Source organism: Buttiauxella sp. (assembly GCF_049686335.1).
Lineage (GTDB): Bacteria > Pseudomonadota > Gammaproteobacteria > Enterobacterales > Enterobacteriaceae > Buttiauxella.
The window spans coordinates 63,228-84,672 of the sequence record NZ_JBAVHX010000022.1; the positions used below are offsets into that span (position 1 = coordinate 63,228).

Genomic DNA, 21,445 nt, shown 5'->3' on the forward strand with positions numbered 1-21,445 from the left:
CCTCATATCATAAGAGCGTTACTTATAATTCGCCTCCGATCATGAAGCTCTCTTATATCTTCGTATTTCTACTATATGTATAAGACTGGTTTGCTACAATCGCGCCTCATTTTTTGGAAGGACCGCAATTTTCTATGGTTTCTCAAGATAAAACAACACAAGCGCCTGGCTTACGACGTGAGCTAAAAGCGCGCCACTTAACGATGATCGCCATTGGCGGATCCATCGGAACCGGGCTATTTGTTGCCTCTGGTGCAACCATTTCTCAGGCGGGCCCTGGCGGTGCGCTGCTCTCCTATATCCTGATTGGTCTGATGGTGTATTTCCTGATGACAAGTCTGGGCGAGCTTGCGGCATATATGCCGGTTTCTGGTTCTTTTGCCACCTACGGTCAGCAATACGTTGAAGAAGGCTTCGGCTTCGCGCTGGGCTGGAACTACTGGTACAACTGGGCGGTAACTATCGCGGTTGACCTCGTCGCATCACAACTGGTGATGAACTACTGGTTCCCTGACACCCCAGGCTGGATCTGGAGTGCCTTGTTCCTCGGCATCATGTTCCTGCTCAACTACATCTCCGTTAAAGGCTTTGGTGAAGCAGAATACTGGTTCTCACTGATTAAAGTGACGACAGTTATCATCTTTATCATTGTCGGCGTGATGATGATTCTGGGCATCTTCAAAGGCGCTCAACCTGCGGGCTGGAGCAACTGGACGATTGGTGACGCGCCATTCGCCGGTGGATTCTCCGCCATGATAGGCGTGGCAATGATAGTCGGCTTCTCCTTCCAGGGGACGGAACTTATCGGTGTCGCTGCGGGTGAATCTGAAGATCCAGGTAAGAACATTCCACGTGCTGTGCGTCAGGTGTTCTGGCGTATCCTGCTGTTCTATGTGTTCGCGATTCTGATTATCAGCCTGATCATTCCTTATACCGATCCGAGCTTGCTGCGTAATGATGTGAAAGATATCGGCGTGAGCCCGTTCACCCTGGTATTTGAGCACGCAGGTCTGTTGTCTGCTGCGGCTGTGATGAACGCCGTTATCCTGACTGCGGTACTGTCAGCGGGTAACTCCGGGATGTACGCCTCAACCCGTATGCTTTACACCCTGGCCTGCGATGGCAAAGCACCACGCATTTTCTCTAAGTTGTCTGTAGGCGGTGTGCCGCGTTATGCGCTGCTTGCAACAACTGTGGTAGCCGGTTTGTGCTTCCTGACATCCATGTACGGCAACCAGACCGTTTACTTGTGGCTGCTGAACACCTCCGGTATGACGGGCTTTATCGCCTGGTTAGGTATTGCGATTAGCCACTACCGTTTCCGTCGTGGTTATGTGAAGCGCGGGCTTGATCTCAACGACTTGCCGTACGTTTCAGGCTTCTTCCCAATTGGGCCAATCTTTGCCTTCATTCTGTGCCTGATTATCACCCTGGGTCAGAACTACGAAGCCTTCCTGGCCGACAGAATTGATTGGGCTGGCGTGACTGCAACCTACATCGGTATTCCATTGTTCCTGGCGATTTGGTTCGGTTACAAGATAACTAAAGGTTCTCGTTTCGTGAAATACAGCGAAATGACGTTCCCACAAACGTTTAAAAAGTAACAATGCACCATTGAAAAAGGCGCGATTATCGCGCCTTTTTTTATGCCTGTGCCCCATCAGAATGGCAGCAGATTAACCATTTAATCCCAATTCACGCGAAATCGCCGCAGCCGTTTCCTGCAACGGTTTCAATAACTTCTTCTCTCCTACCTGACGCAGTTTGGCCGTAGAAAGCGAAATTGAAATCGAATAACTCACGCGATGGTGAATATCAAACACCGGTACTGCAATACACGAAACGCCTAACTCGTTCTCTTCCCGGTCCATGGCTAATTTTTGCTCGCGGATCTGCTCCAGCTCCTGATACATCTGCTCCAGGCTGGTAATGGTATTGCGCGTCAGCGGTTGGATCTCATCCTGATGCGTTTGCCAGTAATTCTCGACATATTCCGCATGACCAAAGGCCATATAAATCTTACCCATTGCCGAGCAGTACAGCGGCATATGCTGGCCGATATACGCCCGGGTACGCAGCATTCCGGTAGTCGGCTCGAGCTTATAAATCAAAATCGCATGGTCGTCTTCACGGCTCGAAAAGTTCACCGTTTCGCCGGTGACGATGTTCAGCGTCTCCAGATGCGGGGCGGCAACGTGAATGATATTTAACGATGAAAGCGCCTTTTGCCCGACCGAGATAAATTTTGTCGTCAGACGGTAACTCCCCGCGGCAGGCGCAGGCGTCACGTATCCGCATGACTGCAACCCCTGTAACAGGCGATGCACGGTACTTTTATTCAATTCAGCCAGCTCAGATAAATGCGCCAGCGGGCAACCGTTGGGGTAGTTACTGAGGATCTCAATGAGCTGCAGGCCACGGAATAAACTCTGGCTGCCAGCCGGTCTGTCCTTCTCTTTGCTTACATCGCTCTCTTTATCGCTCATCTCTTCCTTCCCGTAATTTCGCCGCGCACTGATGGTAGCGCAAAGTGTGGTTCAGTTCACGATCTCAACACGCAAATATTAACACATTGATTTAAATGATTTTTAAAAAACGCGCCTGCTTTGACTTGTTAAAAATTGAACTGTATATTTTTGAAATCAGATTTCGCATAGTGAAATATGCAGATCTAAAATCACTCACACCGATGGTGAGAAAACCGGGAGTCAGGCATGAAAGTGACCTTTGAGCAGTTAAAGCAGGAGTTCGAAAGAGTATTGCTGGCGCGAGGCGTGGCAGCGCAAACCGCCGCCGGGTGTGCGCAGATGTTTGCCCAGACCACCGAGTCGGGCGTCTATTCCCACGGCGTTAATCGTTTCCCGCGCTTCATTCAGCAACTGGATAATGGCGATATTATTCCTGATGCCAAACCCACCTGCGTGACCCGTCTTGGGGCAATCGAACAGTGGGATGCACATCGCTCCATTGGCAATCTGACGGCGAAGAAAATGATGGATCGCGCGATTTTGCTGGCCTCCGATCACGGAATTGGCCTGGTGGCGCTGCGTAATGCAAACCACTGGATGCGCGGTGGCAGCTACGGCTGGCAGGCGGCGGAGCAAGGTTACATTGGCATTTGCTGGACCAACTCCATTGCCGTCATGCCACCGTGGGGCGCAAAAGAATGCCGCATCGGAACCAACCCGCTGATTGTCGCAATCCCAGGCGAACCTATCACCATGGTGGATATGTCGATGTCGATGTTCTCCTACGGCATGCTGGAAGTGAACCGTCTGGCGGGGCGTCAGCTTCCGGTTGATGGTGGCTTTGATGACGAAGGCAACCTCACGCGTGAGCCGGGTATTGTGGAGAAAAACCGTCGTATTTTGCCAATGGGTTACTGGAAAGGATCTGGGTTGTCGATTGTGCTCGATATGATTGCCACGCTGCTTTCCAACGGTGCATCTGTGGCCGAAGTCACCGAAGACAACAGCGACGAATATGGCATTTCGCAGATATTTATCGCCATTGAGGTGGACAAACTTATCGATGGCCCAACGCGTGACGCCAAACTGCAACGCATTGTGGAATACGTCACCAGCGCCGAGCGGGCTAATCCTGACGAAGCGGTGCGTTTGCCAGGCCATGAATTTACCCGGATCCTTGCCGAAAACCGTCGCGATGGCATCACCATCGATGACAGCGTGTGGGCGAGAATTAAAGCGCTGTAGCGGTGAATACCATGATTTTTGGACATATCGCTCAAAAAAATCCCTGCGTTTTGCCACCCGCTATCACACAGGCGCTGGAGTTTTTGCGTAACACGGATTTTCGCGCAGTGGAACCAGGGGTTATCGAAATAAAGGGGCGTGATATTTACGCCCAAATACTGGATTTAACCACTTGCCCGGCGCAAGATAATTTACCAGAAGTTCATCGTCGATATATTGATATTCAATTTCTGGCATGGGGTGAGGAAATTATTGGTGTGGCTGCGGATAATGGCGAAAATATTATTGCAGTACCTTACCAGCAGGAACGCGATATTCTTTTTTATCAGAATATGGCGTATGAATCCTTTTTAACCATGTCACCAGGAAGTTACGCCATATTTTTCCCGCAGGATGTCCACCGTCCGGCATGTCATAAAAATAAAGAAACGGAAATAAGAAAGGTGGTTGTTAAGGTCGCGGTAAAAGAGCTTTAATTCATTTAAGGGACACAAAATGAAAGAGAATAACGCCGGTTTTATTATTGGCGCGTACCCCTGCGCACCTTCGTTCCACCAGTCAGGGGAAGAACAGGAAACACAATTCTGGCGCCAATTAGCCGATGTGCCCGGTATTCGCGGGCTGGAACAACCTTGCCTTCAGCATTTGCATCCTTATGGCGATGAATATCTGTTTAAACATACGCCGGATGACTGGCAAATTGTGGTGACCGCCATTATGGAAACCATGCGTCGCAGAGGCGCTAACGGTGGATTTGGCCTTGCATCAACGGATGAAACCCAGCGCAAAAGTTGCGTGGAATACTATCGCCACGTGTGGGAAAAAATTAGCCGCACCAACGACCGTTTTGGTAAACAAAAAGTGATTGCGCTGGAGATACAGGCGGCACCCGCCATCGGTAATCCTTCTGTGACGCAAGCAGCTGAATGTTTTACTCAATCTTTAACAGAACTGCAAAGCTGGGACTGGCCTTGTGACCTGGTGATTGAACATTGCGATGCAATGACTCAGCCTGATGCTCGCAAGGGTTTTTTGCCCCTTGAGCAGGAGCTGAAAAGTGACCTGGGGATTTGCCTGAACTGGGCGAGATCTGCCATTGAAGGGCGCAACACCACGCTCCCTCTGGAACATGCACGGCTTTGCCAGCAAACCGGGAAGCTGTCGGCGCTGATGTTCTCTGGCACCTCGTTGAATGGCCCGTATGGAAAATGGCAAGATTCACACGCTCCGTTCTCCACATTCACTGAAGAAAGCTTGCTGACGGTAGAGATTGCCAGGGAAATGTTGAGAGTTTCTCCGCGGGAGTCATTTAAATTTATTGGCATTAAATTATTAGAAATAAACCCGGAAGCCTCTGTTGACCATCGGGTGGCTATTTTAGCTGACGGGATTTCCGCACTACGTAGCGCATTAACATAATTATAAATAATCATTATTCGACGAGTTAAGAAAAAAACCGTTCCTTTTTATATTAAAGGGCACGCCAGATCCTATTTTTTATTATCGAGAATAATTTATGAACGCTAACTCTGTAACCCAAACAAATGATATTCCACGAAGCCGTTGGCTTAGAATAATTCCACCCATTTTAATCACCTGTATTATTTCCTATATGGATCGGGTGAATATTGCTTTCGCCATGCCGGGTGGGATGGACAGTGATTTAGGTATTTCCGCCACCATGGCGGGTCTTGCGGGCGGCATCTTCTTTATTGGCTATTTGTTCCTCCAGGTTCCGGGCGGGAAAATTGCCGTTCACGGTAGCGGCAAAAAGTTTATCGGCTGGTCGCTGGTGGCGTGGGTGATTATTTCCATTCTCACCGGCTTGATTACTAACCAATATCAACTGCTGTTTTTACGCTTCGCCCTGGGTGTGGCGGAAGGGGGCATGTTGCCGGTGGTGCTGACGATGATCAGCAACTGGTTCCCGGATGCCGAACGTGGGCGCGCTAACGCAATTGTGATCATGTTTGTGCCTATCGCCGGGATTATCACGGCACCGCTTTCCGGCTGGATTATTTCAGCGATGGACTGGCGCTGGCTGTTCATTATCGAAGGTTTGCTCTCCGCGGTGGTTCTGGTGTTGTGGTCGCTGACCGTTTGTGACCGCCCGCAAGAAGCCCGCTGGATAGATGAACGTGAGAAAAAGTGGCTGATTGACACGCTAAACGCTGAACAAAAACAGCTGGCGAAAACGGCAGTGAAGAATGCGTCACTCAGCGCGGTGCTTGCTGACCGCACCATGTGGCAACTCATCGCGCTCAACTTTTTCTATCAGACCGGAATTTACGGCTACACCTTGTGGCTGCCGACCATCCTCAAAGAACTGACCCACAGCACCATGGGGCAGGTGGGCATGTTAGCGATTCTGCCGTACGTCGGCGCGATGGCGGGCATGTTCATTTTCTCCTCGCTTTCTGACCGCACAGGCAAACGTAAATTGTTCGTCGCTCTGCCGCTAATGGGCTTCGCGTTCTGCATGTTTATGTCCGTGGTCCTCAAGGAACACATCTGGCTTTCCTACGCCGCGCTGGTCGGTTGCGGAGTCTTTTTGCAATCCGCCGCAGGGGTGTTCTGGACGATACCTGCTCGCCTTTTTAGCGCAGAAATGGCCGGTGGGGCGCGGGGGGTGATCAACGCGCTGGGTAATCTCGGCGGCTTCTGCGGCCCGTATGCCGTCGGCGTGTTGATTACTTTCTACAGCAAAGATGCGGGCGTGTATTGCCTGGCGATTTCGCTGGCGATTGCCTCGCTGCTGGCGCTGATGTTACCGGCGAAATGTGATGCACCGAACAGCAGCGATCTGCCTGAGCCGGATGGCCACTTAACGACGCACTGATTTTTGTCGGATGACGCTGCGCTTATCTGACCTACTGGCTGGGGATGTTGCTTATGTCGGATGACGCTGCGCTTATCCGACTTACTGGCTGGGGATGTTGCTTATGTCGGATGACGCTGCGCTTATCCGACCTACTGGCTGGGGATGTTGCTTATGTCGGATGACGCTGCGCTTATCTGACCTACTGGCTGGGGATGTTGCTTTTGTCGGATGACGCTGCGCTTATCCGACGTACTGGCTGGGGATGTTGCTTATGTCGGATGACGCTGCGCTTATCCGACCTACTGGCTGGGGGCGTTTTGTAGGGTGGATAAGCGCAGCGTCATCCACCATCAGGTTTGCACTGAAGAGAGAAAACAATGAAACAACAATTCTGGCTGGGCATCGACTGCGGCGGGACCTATCTCAAAGCAGGGTTGTACGACCAGCAGGGCCGGGAATACGCCATTCAGCGCCAGGCGTTGGCCACGGTGGGTGAGAAACCTGGCTGGGCTGAACGCGACATGCATGGGCTTTGGCAAAGTTGTGCCGACACGATTGCCACATTGCTAAAACGTTCTGCCATCAGCGGCAGCCAGGTTAAAGGCATCGGCATTTCAGCTCAGGGCAAAGGCCTGTTCCTGCTGGATAAAAATGACCAGCCTTTGGGGCTTGCGATGCTCTCTTCCGACAGGCGCGCGCTAAATATTGTCAGTGACTGGCAGCGGGACAACATCCCCGAACTGCTTTACCCGCACACGCGCCAGACCTTATGGACCGGGCATCCGGTTTCATTGCTGCGCTGGGTAAAGCAGCACCAGCCGGAGCGTTACTCGCAAATCGGCACGGTGATGATGGCGCATGACTATCTGCGCTGGTGCCTGACAGGCGTGAAAGGCTGCGAAGAGAGCAATATTTCCGAGTCCAATCTCTACAACATGAATCGCGGGGCGTATGACCCGCAACTGCTGTCGTGGTTGGGTATTGAAGAGGTTTTTCCGGCGCTGCCACCGGTTGTCGGTTCAAGCCAAATTTGCGGGGAAATCACATCGGATGTGGCCGCCGTAACCGGTCTGGCAGCGGGTACGCCCGTTGTCGGCGGCCTGTTCGACGTGGTTTCTACCGCATTGTGCGCGGGTCTGCATGATGACACGGCGCTCAATGCGGTGATGGGAACCTGGGCTGTCACCAGCGGCATTGCTAATGGAATAAGCGACCAGGAACCTCATCCCTATGTTTACGGGCGCTTCGTTTCACCCGGTCAGTTCATTGTTCACGAAGCGAGTCCCACGTCGTCGGCCAACCTCGAATGGCTGACGGCCCAGTGCGGAAACCTGAGTTTTGATGACATCAACCGCGCGGTTTCTGCCTTGCCCAAAGCGGGGAGTGACGTTCTGTTTCTGCCGTTTTTGTACGGCAGTAACGCCGGGCTTGAAATGACCAGCGGCTTTTATGGCTTGCAGTCGTCGCACCATCGCGGGCACCTGTTGCAGGCCGTTTATGAGGGCGTGGTGTTCAGCCATATGACGCATCTTAACCGGATACGCGAGCGGTTTAGCCGTGCTAAAACCCTGCGCGTGACCGGCGGCCCGGCGCATTCCGATGTCTGGATGCAGATGCTGGCGGATGTCAGCGGTCTTGCGGTGGAATTGCCGCAGGTAGAAGAAACCGGTTGTCTGGGCGCAGCGCTTGCCGCACTGGTTGGCACCGGCATGTTCACCAGTTTCACTCAGGCGCAGCAGCAACTTACACATGCCACCCGGGTGATTCATCCCGATCCCGCAGCCTGGCAGGCTTACCAAACCAAATATCAAAAATACCAGTTACTGATTGAAGCGCTACAGGGCTTTCATTCCTGTTGTGCGTCACTGAAAAACACCAGGGGATCCACATTATGAGCCGTCCATTATTACAACTCGCTCTCGATTACACCGAGCTACAACCCGCATTACGTGACGCTGCTTTATTGAGCGACAGCGTCGATATTATCGAAGCGGGCACGCTACTGTGTCTGACCGAGGGGCTGAATGCGGTGCGCCAGTTACGCAAACTTTGCCCGCAGAAACTGATCGTTGCCGACTGGAAAGTGGCCGATGCGGGAGAAACTCTTGCCGAGCAAGCGTTTAATGCCGGGGCTAACTGGATGACGGTAATTTGTGCCGCACCGCTGGCAACGGTGGAAAAAGCACACCAGGTCGCGCTGGCGCGGGGTGGTGAAATCCAGATTGAGCTGTTTGGTAACTGGACGTTTGACGATGCGCGAGCCTGGCATAAAACCGGCATCCGCCAGGCGATTTATCACCGTGGTCGCGATGCTCAGGCCAGCGGTCAGACCTGGGGTGCCGAAGACTTAACGCGAATGAAAGTGCTGTCAGATATCGGACTTGAGTTATCCATAACCGGTGGCATCACACCCGCCGATTTGCCGCTGTTTCGCGATATTAACGTGAAGGCGTTTATCGCCGGGCGCGCACTTTCTGGCGCGGCTAATCCACAACAGGTTGCGCAAGATTTCCACCTGCAAATCCGCGATATCTGGGGGGCAAAAGCATGAGAGTTCATCCGTTAGGGATTTACGAAAAAGCGCTGCCTAAACACCTTTCCTGGCCGGAACGCCTGGCGCTGGCAAAAAGCTGCGGGTTTGATTTTGTCGAAATGTCGCTGGATGAAACCGACGAACGCCTCGCACGCCTGGAGTGGAGCACCACGCAACGTGCTTCGCTTGTGGAAGCGATGCTGGAAAGCGGCGTCACGATCCCGTCGATGTGCCTTTCTGCGCACCGTCGTTTCCCGTTCGGTAGCCACGATGAAACCGTGCGCGAGCGTGCGCGTGAGGTGATGAGTAAAGCCATCAAACTGGCGCGTGATTTAGGCATTCGCACCATCCAACTGGCGGGGTATGACGTCTATTACGAAGAGCGAGATGAAGGCACGCAGCAGCGCTTTGCTGAAGGGCTGGCGTGGGCGGTGGAGCAGGCGGCAGGGGCACAAGTCATGCTGGCGGTGGAAATTATGGATACCGAATTTATGAATTCGATAACCAAATGGAAGAAGTGGGACAACGTGCTGTCGTCACCGTGGTTCAGTGTTTATCCGGATGTCGGCAATCTTAGCGCCTGGGGCAATGACGTGCAGGCGGAGCTAACCCTTGGCATCGACCGTATCGCGGCCATTCATCTCAAAGATACCCAGTTAGTGACCGAAACCAGCGCCGGGCAATTTCGCGATGTGCCATTTGGCGAGGGCTGCGTCGATTTCGTTGGCGTGTTCCGCACGCTAAAGCAGCTCAATTATCGTGGCGCATTCCTGGTAGAAATGTGGACGGAAAAAGCGAAAGAACCGGTACTGGAGATTATACAGGCACGGCGCTGGATTGAAGAACGTATGCAGGAAGGAGGATTCGTATGTTAGAGCCATTAAAGCAGCAAGTACTGGAGGCGAATCTCGCCCTGCCAGCCCATCATTTGGTGACGTTTACCTGGGGCAACGTCAGTGCTATCGATCGTGAGCTGGGTTTAGTGGTGATTAAACCGTCCGGCGTGGAATACGACGGTATGCGTGCCGAAGATATGGTGGTGGTGGATTTGCAAAGCGGTGCGGTAGTAGAAGGCAGCAAAAAACCGTCATCGGATACCGCAACCCATCTGGCGCTATATCGCCGTTTCCCAGGCATTGGCGGCATCGTCCACACTCATTCGCGCCACGCAACTATCTGGGCACAAGCCGGGCGGGATTTACCGGCCTGGGGCACCACGCATGCGGACTATTTCTACGGCACCATTCCGTGTACGCGTTTGATGACGCAGGAGGAAATTTCCGGGGAATATGAGCATCAGACCGGCGAAGTGATTATTCAGACGTTTGTTGAGCGGGATATCGATCCGTTACAGGTTCCGGCGGTGCTGGTGAATGCTCACGGTCCATTTGCCTGGGGGAAAGATGCGGCTGATGCGGTGCATAACGCGGTGGTGCTGGAGGAGTGCGCTTATATGGGGCTATTTTCTACCCAATTAACACCGCAACTCGGCAATATGCAGCCGCAATTGCTCGATAAACACTATCTGCGTAAACACGGCAAAAGCGCCTATTACGGGCAATAAGTAGCGGGCAATAAATTCACGGCTTTATGGCGGATGACACTTCGTTTATCCGCCCTACAATTTCGGCCCTACAAAAAGTTTTTCTTCCGTTACAACACCTCTCCATACATTACAAATTTTAACAATTTGATTGATAACCATTCTCGTTTAATTTAAGGTGTCGCCACGCTTTTCCTCGGCTGGATGTCGATGAGTTAAGCGCGCTGTCGATGGCCAATGTAGCCAACGACGCACCAGGGAATGTGAGCGCAGTCCATTGATACAGTTTGCTATTCACCTCATGGAGAAAGGAATGTTAAGGTTGAATCCCATCGTCCGGGGAGGACTTTGCGCGTCATTAATCACAGCTGCGTTTCCGGTCATTGCCGAAGAACGTGAAGACACGATGGTTGTTACTGCGTCTGCTACTGAGCAAAACCTCAAAGATGCCCCAGCCAGTATTAGCGTGATTACTCAAGAAGATCTGAAGAAAAAGCCTATCCAGAACCTGAAAGATGTTCTGCAGGAAGTCCCGGGTGTGCAACTCACCAACGAAGGGGATAACCGCCAGGGGGTCAGTATTCGTGGTCTGGACAGTAGCTACACGCTGATTTTGGTGGATGGCAAGCGGGTGAACTCGCGTAACGCTGTCTTCCGTCATAACGATTTTGACCTTAACTGGATCCCGGTTGATGCTATCGAACGTATCGAAGTGGTGCGCGGGCCGATGTCATCGTTATACGGCTCAGATGCGTTAGGCGGCGTGGTTAACATTATTACGCGCAAAGTGGGCAAGGCCTGGCACGGCACCGTGACGGCGGATACCACCATTCAGGAAAATCGCGATCGCGGCGATTCTTACAACAGCAACTTCTTCGCCAGCGGCCCCATCATTGACGATCTGCTTGGGGTAAAAGTTTATGGCAACCTCGGTAAACGCGAGAAAGATAAACAAGAACCTTCCAGCACCAGTGCGACGGGTGAAACTCCCCGCATTGAAGGTTTCACCACACGCAGCGGCAGCGCTGAGTTTGCCCTGACGCCAACCGAAAACCAGGACATGAGCTTTGGTTACGGTTTTGACCGTCAGGACAGGGATTCAGACTCTCTGAACCAAAACCGCATGGAGCGCCAGGATTACTCGATTTCCCATAATGGGCGTTGGGATTACGGCAATACCGAACTGCGTTTCTATGGCGACAAGATTGATAACCTCAATCCCGGCAACAGCGCACCTATCACGTCGCGCAACAATAGCCTCGACGGAAAACTGGTGCTGCCTTTGGGCGAGATTAACCAGTTGCTGACCTTTGGTGGTGAATGGCGTCACGATAAGCTGACTGACCCTGTTAACCTCACCGGCAGCAACAGCACCGCAACCTCGGCCAGCCAGTACGCCCTGTTCCTGGAAGACGAATGGCGGATATTCGAACCGCTGGCGTTGACCACCGGCGTGCGTATGGATGACCACGAAACTTACGGTGATCACTGGAGTCCGCGTGCATACCTGGTGTATAGCGCGACGGATACCATCACCATGAAAGGTGGCTGGGCAACGGCATTTAAAGCGCCATCGTTGCTGCAATTGAGCCCGGACTGGACCAGTAACTCGTGCCGTGGTTCTTGTAAGATTGTCGGTAGCCCGGATTTGAAACCGGAAACCAGCGAAAGCTTCGAGCTGGGTCTTTACTTTGCCGGTGATGAAGGGATTCTGGATGGCGTGTCAGGAAGTATCACCACCTTCCAGAACAACCTCGATGACATGATTGGTATTAACCGTACCCAGGACCGTTCACTGGCACCGTCTTATCCAAACTTTGTTGGTTTTGACAATGCGGGTCGCCCGGTCTTCAAATACTACAACGTCAACAAAGCACGCGTTCGCGGTGTGGAAACCGAGGTGAAAGTACCGTTCAACGATCAATGGAAGTTGACGCTGAATTACACCTATAACGACGGTCGTGATCTGAGTGGCGGTGGCAATAAACCTCTGGCTACTCTGCCATTCCATACCGCCAACGGTACAGTGGATTGGGCGCCGTTGGATGACTGGTCATTCTATGTTTCAGGGAATTATACCGGCGAGCAACGTGCCACTACCAACGGTGAAGCAACGCCTGGTGGTTACGTGGTATGGAATACCGGTGCGGCATGGAAGGCGACGAAAAGCGTCAAATTACGTGCAGGTGTGCTGAACCTGGGCGACAAAGATTTGAGTCGTGACGATTACAGTTATAACGAAGATGGCCGTCGTTACTTTATGGCGGTGGATTATTCGTTCTAATTGAGCGTGTAAATGGTGGATGACGCTTCGCTTATCCACCCTACGATGTTGTGTTTGTGGTGGATGACGCTTCGCTTATCCACCTTACGACTTCGGGCTGGTGGTGGATGACGCTTCGCTTATCCACCCTACGATGCAGTGTTTGTGGTGGACGATGCTTACGCTCGACCACCACTATTATCGCGTAGGTCGGATAAGCGAAGCGTCATCCGACTGTATTGCTACGCCAAATGCTCTGCGTGGAAGCGCAAATGATCTTCAACAAATGAAGAGATAAAATAATAGCTGTGATCGTAACCCGGTTGCACACGCAACGTTAACGGCCAGTTCTTCTGACGTGCAACTTCCGCAAACTGCGCAGGTTGCAGTTGATCAGCCAGAAATTGATCGGCATCGCCTTGATCAATAAGCACCGGAATCGCCTGCGCGCTGTCGGCCTGCATCAACAAACAGCAACTATCCCACTCGCGCCATTTCTCTTCGTTCGAACCTAAATAGGCGTTAAAGGCTTTTTGCCCCCACGGCACACGGGTTGGGTTCACAATCGGTGCAAATGCGGAAACTGAACAATAACGGCCTGGATTTTTTAACGCGATGGTCAGTGCGCCGTGACCACCCATCGAATGGCCGAAAATAGAGGCTTTCTCGCTGATACTGAAATTATCAGCAATCAACGCGGGCAGTTCGTCATTAATATAGTCGTACATGCGGAAATGCTCAGCCCACGGCTGCTCGGTGGCGTTGAGGTAAAAACCTGCGCCCTGGCCGAGATCGTAGCTGTCACTATTTGGCACGTTCTCACCGCGCGGACTGGTATCTGGCATTACCAGCACAATACCCAGCTCAGATGCAACACGCTGTGCGCCCGCTTTGGTAGTGAAGTTTTCATCGTTACAGGTCAAACCGGAAAGCCAGTACAGAACCGGTGGAGTAGCGGTATCACGCGGCGTTGGCAGAAAAATACTGAACGTCATCGGGCATTTCAGTACCGTGGAATCATGACGCCAGCGTTGTTGCCAGCCTTCAAAACATCGGTGTTCTTCCAGGAGTTCCATCCAGAGGTCCTTAATTTTTACCCTTCATATTTCAAGCCGCATCGAAGTATTTTGGGTATCTATTCAATGTGATTGAGGAATATTCACTTCTCCCCAGTCTAGCCATGCTGCATCATACTGGCAACGGAATCGTAACAATTGGGGGCGGTGTGGCGGCACGTATAGCGTTAACGGGATTTCTGGTGTTGGTCGTCGCCATGGGCATAGGCCGTTTTGCGTTTACGCCACAAGTCCCGCTGATGATAGCGGAAGGGCAACTTACCCTAACCAGTGCGGGTTTGGTAGCAGCAATTAACTACCTTGGATATCTGGTGGGGGCGTGGGATGCCATGCGCGCGCACCGACGTGTCGAGTTACGTTTGATGTGCGGTGTCTGGGGGGCGGTGATTTTAACGCTGCTGTCAGCCACCGTAGATGCCGCATTATGGCACGCCCTGATTCGTTTTCTGATTGGCGCAGCCAGTGGTTGGGCGATGGTATTAATTGCCGCCTGGAGCAACGAGCAACTGGCGCATTTAGGTAAACCCGGTTTAAGCGCTGCGGTATTTGCCGGCCCGGGTGCCGGGATATTTATCAGTGGTTTATTGGCGGTTTTGATTCACAGCTACGGTTTATCCGCAAGCCTTGCCTGGCTGGTGTATGGTTTTCTGGCGCTGTTTTTCATTGTATTGATTGCCCGCAACTTGCCGCGGAAAGGGGAGTTACACCGCCCGGAATCCGCGCCTGAGCCGCTGGTCTTAACTGCGCCACTCAAACGCCTGGTCTGGAGCTACAGCCTGGCAGGATTTGGCTATATTTTGCCTGCTACGTTTTTATCGCAGATGGCCAGCGCCCGTTTTCCGGGTAGTGCCTTTGCGCAATTTGTCTGGCCGATATTTGGCGGGGCAGCGGTATGTGGCATTTTACTGGGTATCGCTGCGCGTCAATGGCTGCAAACTCATCAGCGTCTGGCACTGGTGCTCTGGTTACAGGCACTCGGGGTATTTGCCTCAGATATGATTCCCGGCATGTTTGGGCTGGTCCTGGGGTCGTTGTTAGTCGGAGGCGGGTTCTTATGCGCAGTGCAACTGTCATTACAATATGGCCGTGAACTGGCGCCACAGCATACTCGTTACATGGCGGGATTGCTGACCACCGGATATGCTATGGGGCAGTTGGTCGGCCCGATGTTATCGGCGATATCCACGTCGCTCACAGGTCAACTCGAGCCCGCGTTATATATCGCTGGATTTGCTTTATTGGTAGGCGGCGGTTTGGTTTGGCGGAAATAGTTGAGGTTTTGACGATTTCAATAATTATCGTTCGCACTACTGGATTATGCGACCGCGCTCACGCACAATGAGCGCACACTTTGCCCCACGTAGGGCCGAGGTCAGTCTCACCTGCAGGAGAAAATAACATGTCATCATTAAGTCCAGAAGCCGCATTGGTTCACGAAGCATTACTTGCACGCGGCCTGGAAACCCCGCTGCGTCCACAATTGCGTGAGTTAGACAACGAAACCCGCAAGCGTCAGATTGCCGAGCATATGACGGAAATCATGCTGTTGCTGAATCTTGATTTGAGCGACGACAGCTTGATGGAAACCCCGCATCGCATCGCAAAAATGTATGTCGATGAGATTTTCTCCGGCCTTGATTACGCCAACTTCCCGAAAATCACTGTCATCGAGAATAAGATGAAGGTCGATGAAATGGTCACGGTGCGTAACATTACGCTCACCAGTACTTGTGAACACCATTTCGTGACCATCGACGGTAAAGCGACCGTTTCTTATTTGCCGAAAGACACGGTGATTGGCCTGTCAAAAATTAACCGCATTGTGCAATTCTTCGCGCAGCGTCCGCAGGTGCAGGAGCGCTTAACTCAGCAGATCCTGATTGCTCTGCAAACACTGCTTGGCACCAACAATGTGGCGGTATCTATTGATGCGGTCCATTATTGTGTGAAAGCGCGTGGTGTGCAGGATGCCACCAGTGCGACAACCACCACATCCTTAGGTGGCTTGTTCAAGTCCAGTCAGAATACACGTCAGGAATTCCTGCGCGCTGTGCGTCATAACTAACATTAATCGGGCAGGGTGTATGGAGAGAAATGTCACGCTGGATTTTGTCCGTGGCGTCGCAATTCTCGGCATCCTGCTGCTTAATATCGTGGCTTTCGGTTTACCGAAGGCGGCGTACCTCAATCCAGCATGGTCCGGGGCGATTACCGACCGCAATGCGTGGACATGGGCAATTCTCGATCTGTTTGCCCAGGTTAAATTCCTCACGCTATTCGCTCTCTTATTTGGCGCAGGCCTGCAGATGTTGTTACATCGCGGCAAACGCTGGATACAGTCGCGTCTTACGTTATTAGTATTGTTGGGTTTCATGCACGCTATCTTCTTGTGGGATGGCGATATTTTGCTGGCTTACGGTCTGGTAGGGCTGGTGTGCTGGCGCCTGATACGCGACGCGCCGGGAATACGTTCGCTGTTTAATACCGGCGTAATGTTGTATCTCACTGGTATTGGTGTGCTGTTGTTGCTGGGCTTTATTTCAGGGGATGCGCCGAATCGTTCATGGGTTCCTGATGCGGCAAATTTGCAGTATGAGCAATGGTGGAAACTCAATGGCGGTCACGAAGCCATCAGTAACCGCGTGGACTTACTCTCTTCAAATCTGGTGGCGTTAGGTGCGCAGTACGGCTGGCAACTGGCTGGAATGATGTTGCTGGGTGCGTCATTAATGCGTTGCGGTTGGTTGCGGGGCGAGTTTAGTTTGCATCATTACCGCCGCACGGGACTGTGGCTTATCATCGTCGGTATGTTAATTAATATCCCGGCTATCTATGCTCAGTGGCATGTTGGCTGGTCGTATCGTTGGTGTGCTTTCTTGCTGCAAGCCCCGCGTGAATTGAGTGCGCCGTTCCAGACTATCGGCTATGCCGCCCTGGCATTTGGATACTGGCCGCAGCTTTCGCGCCTTCGCCTGGTCAATGCTGTGGCGCATGTTGGTCGCATGGCTTTGTCGAATTACCTATTACAATCAGTTATTTGCACCACTTTCTTCTTCCGCTTCGACGGGTTCATGAAGTATGACCGCCTCACTTTGCTGGCGTTTGTACCTGCTGTCTGGGCTATCAATATCCTGTTCTCTCTGCTGTGGTTGCGTTACTTCCGCCAGGGGCCAGTTGAGTGGCTGTGGCGGCAGCTGACTGCCCGCGCAGCAGGGGTCTCCCTGAAACATACAGCAAGATAATGATATACATCACAAACGTTAACGAATTGTATGTAACCGTTTTCATTGATGTGATCATCCTCACGTAGTCATTTCTAAGTCACTGCCAGAATAGCCACCTTGCCATATACAGGGTGTATTCATGAGACTAACTCCTCTTTCGACTGGTGAAAAATATGATCACCATTCGTGACGTTGCCCGCATCGCCGGTGTCTCAGTGGCGACCGTTTCCCGTGTTCTTAATAACAGTGCGCTCGTCAGTGCGGATACCCGTGAAAGTGTCATGCAGGCGGTGGCGCAGCTGGGATACCGGCCGAACGCCAACGCCCAGGCTCTGGCAACGCAGGTCAGTGACACCATCGGCGTCGTCGTGATGGATGTGTCTGACCCGTTCTTTGGCGCACTGGTTAAAGCGGTGGATGTTGTGGCACAGCAGCACAACAAATATGTCCTCATCGGCAACAGTTATCATCAGGAAGAAAAAGAGCGTCATGCGATTGAAGTGTTGATTCGTCAACGTTGTAACGCATTGATTGTTCACGCCAAAGCCCTTAGCGATCAAGAGTTAGGCGAGTTCCTCGATCAAATTCCAGGTATGGTGCTGGTTAATCGCATCGTGCCGGGTTATGAGCACCGATGCGTAGGGCTTGATAACGTTAGTGGTGCGTTAATGGCCACACGAATGCTGTTTAATCAGGGCCATCAACGCATTGGTTATCTGGCCTCCAGCCACGCGATTGAAGATAACGCACAACGCCGGGAAGGGTGGATGCGCGGTATGACGGAGCAGGGAATTACACCGCCTGAAAGCTGGGTGGGCGTGGGTTCACCAGATATGCAGGGTGGCGAAGCGGCAATGGTGGAATTACTGGGCCGCAACCTGCAGCTCACTGCGGTATTTGCTTACAACGACAGCATGGCAGCCGGAGCGTTAACCGCATTGAAAGATAACGGAATTGTCGTCCCGCATCATGTTTCAGTGATTGGCTTTGATGATATTCCTATCGCGCGTTACACCGATCCGCAACTCACTACGGTGCGTTACCCCATTGTTTCAATGGCGCGTCTGGCGACTGAGCTGGCCTTACAAGGGGCAGCAGGAACGCTCGATATTGGTGCAACACACTGTTTTATGCCGACTTTAGTCCGTCGCCATTCAGTGGCTCCACGGCAAACTGCGGCACCGATCACTCTCTGAACAAAGTCTTTGATGTAACCGGTTTCAATTTGTGAGTAAATTCACAGTTAATTAACATTGCGATGACTATGATGTCAGCGTCTTATCAGCTGAAACTATATGTAACGGTGATTAATCAGTTTACGTATAGGTATTAAGCAAAAAAATTATACCCAAGTAATTCAAGTTGAAGTAAGGCGGCAAGAGCGTGAGTCCCGATGAGCTTACTCTGGTAAGAGATTCGGGCGAGCAAACGCAGCCAACGCATCAGCGATTTGAAGTATGACGGGGATATCAATAAAAGCAGTTATGGATCGTTACAGAACACGGAAGAGTTTTTTTAACAGAGAAAAATTTTCGGCACTCAGTAACGTTTCTATAACAATGCTGCCTGCCTGAATACCACTAGAACTACCCTGCAAAAAAACCGGAGATACCATGAATAAGAAGGTTTTGACCCTGTCCGCCGTTATGTCTTGCATGTTGTTTGGTGCAGCCGCTCATGCAGCTGATACTCGTATTGGTGTGACCATTTACAAATACGACGATAACTTCATGTCAGTAGTACGCAAAGCGATTGAGAAAGACGCAAAAGCTTCACCTGACGTTGAACTGCTGATGAACGACTCCCAGAACGACCAGTCCAAGCAGAACGATCAGATTGACGTGCTGTTGGCAAAAGGCGTTAAAGCGCTGGCAATCAACCTGGTTGACCCAGCTGCAGCGGGCACTGTTATCGAAAAAGCACGCGGCCAGAACATTCCAATTGTGTTCTACAACAAAGAACCTTCTCGTAAAGCGCTGGATAGCTACGACAAAGCTTACTACGTGGGTACTGACTCTAAAGAATCTGGCATCATCCAGGGCGACCTGATTGCTAAACATTGGGCGGCTAACCCAGCATGGGATCTGAACAAAGATGGTCAGGTTCAATTCGTTCTGCTGAAAGGCGAACCAGGCCACCCGGATGCTGAAGCACGTACTACCTATGTTATTAAAGAGCTGAACACCAAAGGCCTGAAAACCCAACAACTGCAGTTAGACACTGCAATGTGGGACACCGCTCAGGCTAAAGATAAGATGGACGCATGGTTGTCCGGCCCGAACGCTAACAAAATCGAAGTGGTTATCGCCAACAACGATGCGATGGCTATGGGTGCTGTAGAAGCGCTGAAAGCACACAACAAATCTTCTATCCCAGTATTTGGTGTAGATGCCCTGCCAGAAGCACTGGCTATGGTTAAGTCTGGCGCAATGGCGGGTACCGTTCTGAACGACGCTAACAACCAGGCTAAAGCAACCTTCGATCTGGCTAAAAACCTGGCCGATGGTAAGCCTGCCGCTGAAGGTACTAAGTGGAAGATTGATAACAAAATCGTTCGTATCCCTTACGTCGGTGTTGATCAAAGCAATCTGGCTGAATTTACCGGTAAATAAATGTCCTTCATATTTCGAGCCGCAGCTGCGTTAACTGCACTCGAATTATTTTGGACATGGTTTTAAAAAAAAGTGTCGAGCCGGATGTAATTTTCGTCCGGCTCAATCCACTCAGTGACACTATTGGAACCGTAATTATGGTCGACAATATTACAAATCAGTCGTCGGAATATTTGTTGGAAATGACCAACATTAATAAATCATTCCCCGGCGTTAAGGCACTGGATAATGTTAATTTAAAAGTCCGTCCTCATTCCATTCACGCTTTAATGGGAGAGAACGGTGCAGGTAAATCAACATTATTAAAATGCCTATTTGGGATCTACAGCAAAGATTCCGGCAGCATTCTTTTTCAGGGTAATGAAGTTAACTTCTCCAGCACCAAAGAAGCGCTGGAAAACGGTATTTCCATGGTGCACCAGGAATTAAACCTGGTATTACAGCGTACCGTAATGGATAACATGTGGCTGGGTCGTTATCCAACCAAAGGTGTATTTGTCGACCAGGACAAAATGTACCGCGATACCAAACACATTTTCGATGAACTGGATATTGATATTGATCCGCGCGCCCGCGTTGGCACGCTGTCAGTTTCACAAATGCAGATGATCGAAATTGCCAAAGCGTTCTCTTACAATGCCAAAATCGTCATCATGGATGAGCCAACATCCTCATTGACAGAAAAGGAAGTTAACCACCTTTTCAAAATCATTCGTAAGCTAAAAGAACGTGGCTGCGGCATTGTTTATATCTCTCATAAAATGGAAGAGATCTTCCAGCTTTGTGATGAAATCACGATCTTACGTGACGGACAATGGATTGCCACCCAGCCATTAGAAGGGCTGGATATGGACAAGATCATCTCCATGATGGTTGGCCGCTCGCTGAACCAACGTTTCCCGACAAAAGAGAACGTGCCGGGTGAAGTGATTATGGAAGTCCGTAACCTGACCTCACTGCGTCAACCCTCGATTCGCGATGTTTCCTTTGATTTGCACAAAGGGGAAATTCTCGGAATTGCCGGTCTGGTCGGTGCGAAACGTACTGATATTGTTGAAACGCTATTTGGTATCCGTGAAAAATCAGACGGTACCATTATGCTGCACGGCAAAAAGATTAATAACCATACTGCGAATGAAGCCATTAACCATGGTTTTGCGTTGGTGACGGAAGAGCGTCGCTCAACCGGTATTTATGCCTATCTGGATATCGGTTTTAACTCGCTGATTTCTAATATTCGCAATTATAAAAATAAAGTTGGCTTGCTGGATAATTCGCGCATGAAAAGCGATACCCAGTGGGTAATCGACTCCATGCGTGTCAAAACACCAGGACACCGCACGGCAATTGGTTCGCTATCAGGCGGTAACCAACAGAAAGTCATTATCGGTCGTTGGTTATTAACCCAGCCGGAAATTTTAATGTTAGATGAACCAACTCGTGGGATTGACGTTGGGGCAAAGTTTGAAATTTATCAGCTCATTGCTGAACTTGCCAAAAAAGGGAAAGGAATCATCATTATTTCGTCCGAAATGCCAGAGTTGTTAGGGATTACAGATCGTATCCTGGTCATGAGCAATGGTCTCGTTGCCGGTATTGTAGACACTAAAACAACCACGCAGAACGAAATATTACGTCTTGCGTCTGTGCACCTTTGATA

The 21,445-nt window shown here is 51.2% G+C and carries 18 protein-coding genes; 16 read left to right on the top strand and 2 right to left on the bottom strand.

From position 1 onward, the window contains the following. Window positions 1–134 precede the first annotated feature (134 nt). Window positions 135–1,604, top strand: a complete 1,470-nt coding sequence (locus WBL83_RS14930) for an amino acid permease (RefSeq protein WP_424589880.1) — start codon at window positions 135–137, stop codon at window positions 1,602–1,604. A gap of 72 nt (window positions 1,605–1,676) precedes the next feature. Here the strand turns inward: WBL83_RS14930 and WBL83_RS14935 are convergent, their stop codons facing one another. After that, window positions 1,677–2,486, bottom strand: coding sequence for an IclR family transcriptional regulator (locus tag WBL83_RS14935; protein WP_424589881.1), 810 nt, complete (start codon window positions 2,484–2,486; stop codon window positions 1,677–1,679). Between the two features lie 228 nt (window positions 2,487–2,714). On the opposite strand from WBL83_RS14935, the gene yiaK reads away from it, so the two are divergent. From yiaK to cirA, 9 genes are all read left to right on the top strand, one after another. Next, entirely contained in the window at window positions 2,715–3,713 is a 999-nt protein-coding gene (gene yiaK, locus WBL83_RS14940) for a 3-dehydro-L-gulonate 2-dehydrogenase (RefSeq protein ID WP_424589882.1), read from the top strand. An 11-nt stretch (window positions 3,714–3,724) separates the two neighbouring features. Beyond that, a complete protein-coding gene (locus tag WBL83_RS14945) occupies window positions 3,725–4,189 on the top strand; it encodes a YhcH/YjgK/YiaL family protein (protein ID WP_424589883.1) in 465 nt (154 codons plus the stop codon). 19 nt (window positions 4,190–4,208) lie between these two features. Further along, window positions 4,209–5,132 (top strand): DUF4862 family protein, encoded by a 924-nt coding sequence (locus WBL83_RS14950; RefSeq protein ID WP_424589884.1) that lies wholly within the window; start codon window positions 4,209–4,211, stop codon window positions 5,130–5,132. A 97-nt stretch (window positions 5,133–5,229) separates the two neighbouring features. Continuing rightward, window positions 5,230–6,552, top strand: a complete 1,323-nt coding sequence (locus WBL83_RS14955; protein ID WP_424589885.1) for an MFS transporter — start codon at window positions 5,230–5,232, stop codon at window positions 6,550–6,552. Window positions 6,553–6,911: 359 nt separating this feature from the next. Then, entirely contained in the window at window positions 6,912–8,429 is a 1,518-nt protein-coding gene (locus WBL83_RS14960; RefSeq protein WP_424589886.1) for an FGGY-family carbohydrate kinase, read from the top strand. Continuing rightward, window positions 8,426–9,085: a 3-keto-L-gulonate-6-phosphate decarboxylase UlaD gene (gene ulaD, locus WBL83_RS14965; RefSeq protein ID WP_424589887.1), complete on the top strand. Its 660-nt coding sequence runs from the start codon at window positions 8,426–8,428 to the stop codon at window positions 9,083–9,085. Before WBL83_RS14960 ends, ulaD begins: the two co-directional genes overlap by 4 nt. After that, entirely contained in the window at window positions 9,082–9,942 is an 861-nt protein-coding gene (locus tag WBL83_RS14970) for an L-ribulose-5-phosphate 3-epimerase (protein ID WP_424589888.1), read from the top strand. The genes ulaD and WBL83_RS14970 overlap by 4 nt, the downstream gene beginning before the upstream one ends. Further along, window positions 9,936–10,631, top strand: a complete 696-nt coding sequence (gene araD / locus WBL83_RS14975) for an L-ribulose-5-phosphate 4-epimerase (protein WP_424589889.1) — start codon at window positions 9,936–9,938, stop codon at window positions 10,629–10,631. The genes WBL83_RS14970 and araD overlap by 7 nt, the downstream gene beginning before the upstream one ends. Window positions 10,632–10,923: 292 nt before the next feature. Next, window positions 10,924–12,894, top strand: a complete 1,971-nt coding sequence (gene cirA / locus WBL83_RS14980) for a catecholate siderophore receptor CirA (RefSeq protein WP_424589890.1) — start codon at window positions 10,924–10,926, stop codon at window positions 12,892–12,894. A 221-nt stretch (window positions 12,895–13,115) separates the two neighbouring features. Here cirA and fghA read toward each other — a convergent pair whose 3' ends face one another. Further along, window positions 13,116–13,949, bottom strand: a complete 834-nt coding sequence (gene fghA, locus WBL83_RS14985; RefSeq protein ID WP_424589891.1) for an S-formylglutathione hydrolase — start codon at window positions 13,947–13,949, stop codon at window positions 13,116–13,118. Window positions 13,950–14,098: 149 nt separating this feature from the next. On the opposite strand from fghA, the gene WBL83_RS14990 reads away from it, so the two are divergent. From WBL83_RS14990 to mglA, 6 genes are all read left to right on the top strand, one after another. Then, the gene (locus WBL83_RS14990) at window positions 14,099–15,220 is read left to right on the top strand and encodes a YbfB/YjiJ family MFS transporter (RefSeq protein ID WP_424589892.1); all 1,122 of its coding nucleotides are present in this window, start codon (window positions 14,099–14,101) and stop codon (window positions 15,218–15,220) included. 128 nt (window positions 15,221–15,348) lie between these two features. Continuing rightward, on the top strand, window positions 15,349–16,014 hold the full coding sequence (gene folE / locus WBL83_RS14995; RefSeq protein WP_424589893.1) for a GTP cyclohydrolase I FolE: 666 nt from the start codon (window positions 15,349–15,351) through the stop codon (window positions 16,012–16,014). Window positions 16,015–16,033: 19 nt separating this feature from the next. After that, a complete protein-coding gene (gene yeiB, locus WBL83_RS15000) occupies window positions 16,034–17,191 on the top strand; it encodes a DUF418 domain-containing protein YeiB (RefSeq protein ID WP_424589894.1) in 1,158 nt (385 codons plus the stop codon). A 155-nt stretch (window positions 17,192–17,346) separates the two neighbouring features. Then, window positions 17,347–18,369, top strand: a complete 1,023-nt coding sequence (gene galS / locus WBL83_RS15005) for an HTH-type transcriptional regulator GalS (RefSeq protein WP_424589895.1) — start codon at window positions 17,347–17,349, stop codon at window positions 18,367–18,369. Between the two features lie 417 nt (window positions 18,370–18,786). Further along, on the top strand, window positions 18,787–19,785 hold the full coding sequence (mglB, locus tag WBL83_RS15010; protein WP_424589896.1) for a galactose/glucose ABC transporter substrate-binding protein MglB: 999 nt from the start codon (window positions 18,787–18,789) through the stop codon (window positions 19,783–19,785). A 137-nt stretch (window positions 19,786–19,922) separates the two neighbouring features. After that, the gene (mglA, locus tag WBL83_RS15015) at window positions 19,923–21,443 is read left to right on the top strand and encodes a galactose/methyl galactoside ABC transporter ATP-binding protein MglA (RefSeq protein WP_424589897.1); all 1,521 of its coding nucleotides are present in this window, start codon (window positions 19,923–19,925) and stop codon (window positions 21,441–21,443) included. Window positions 21,444–21,445: the final 2 nt, after the last annotated feature.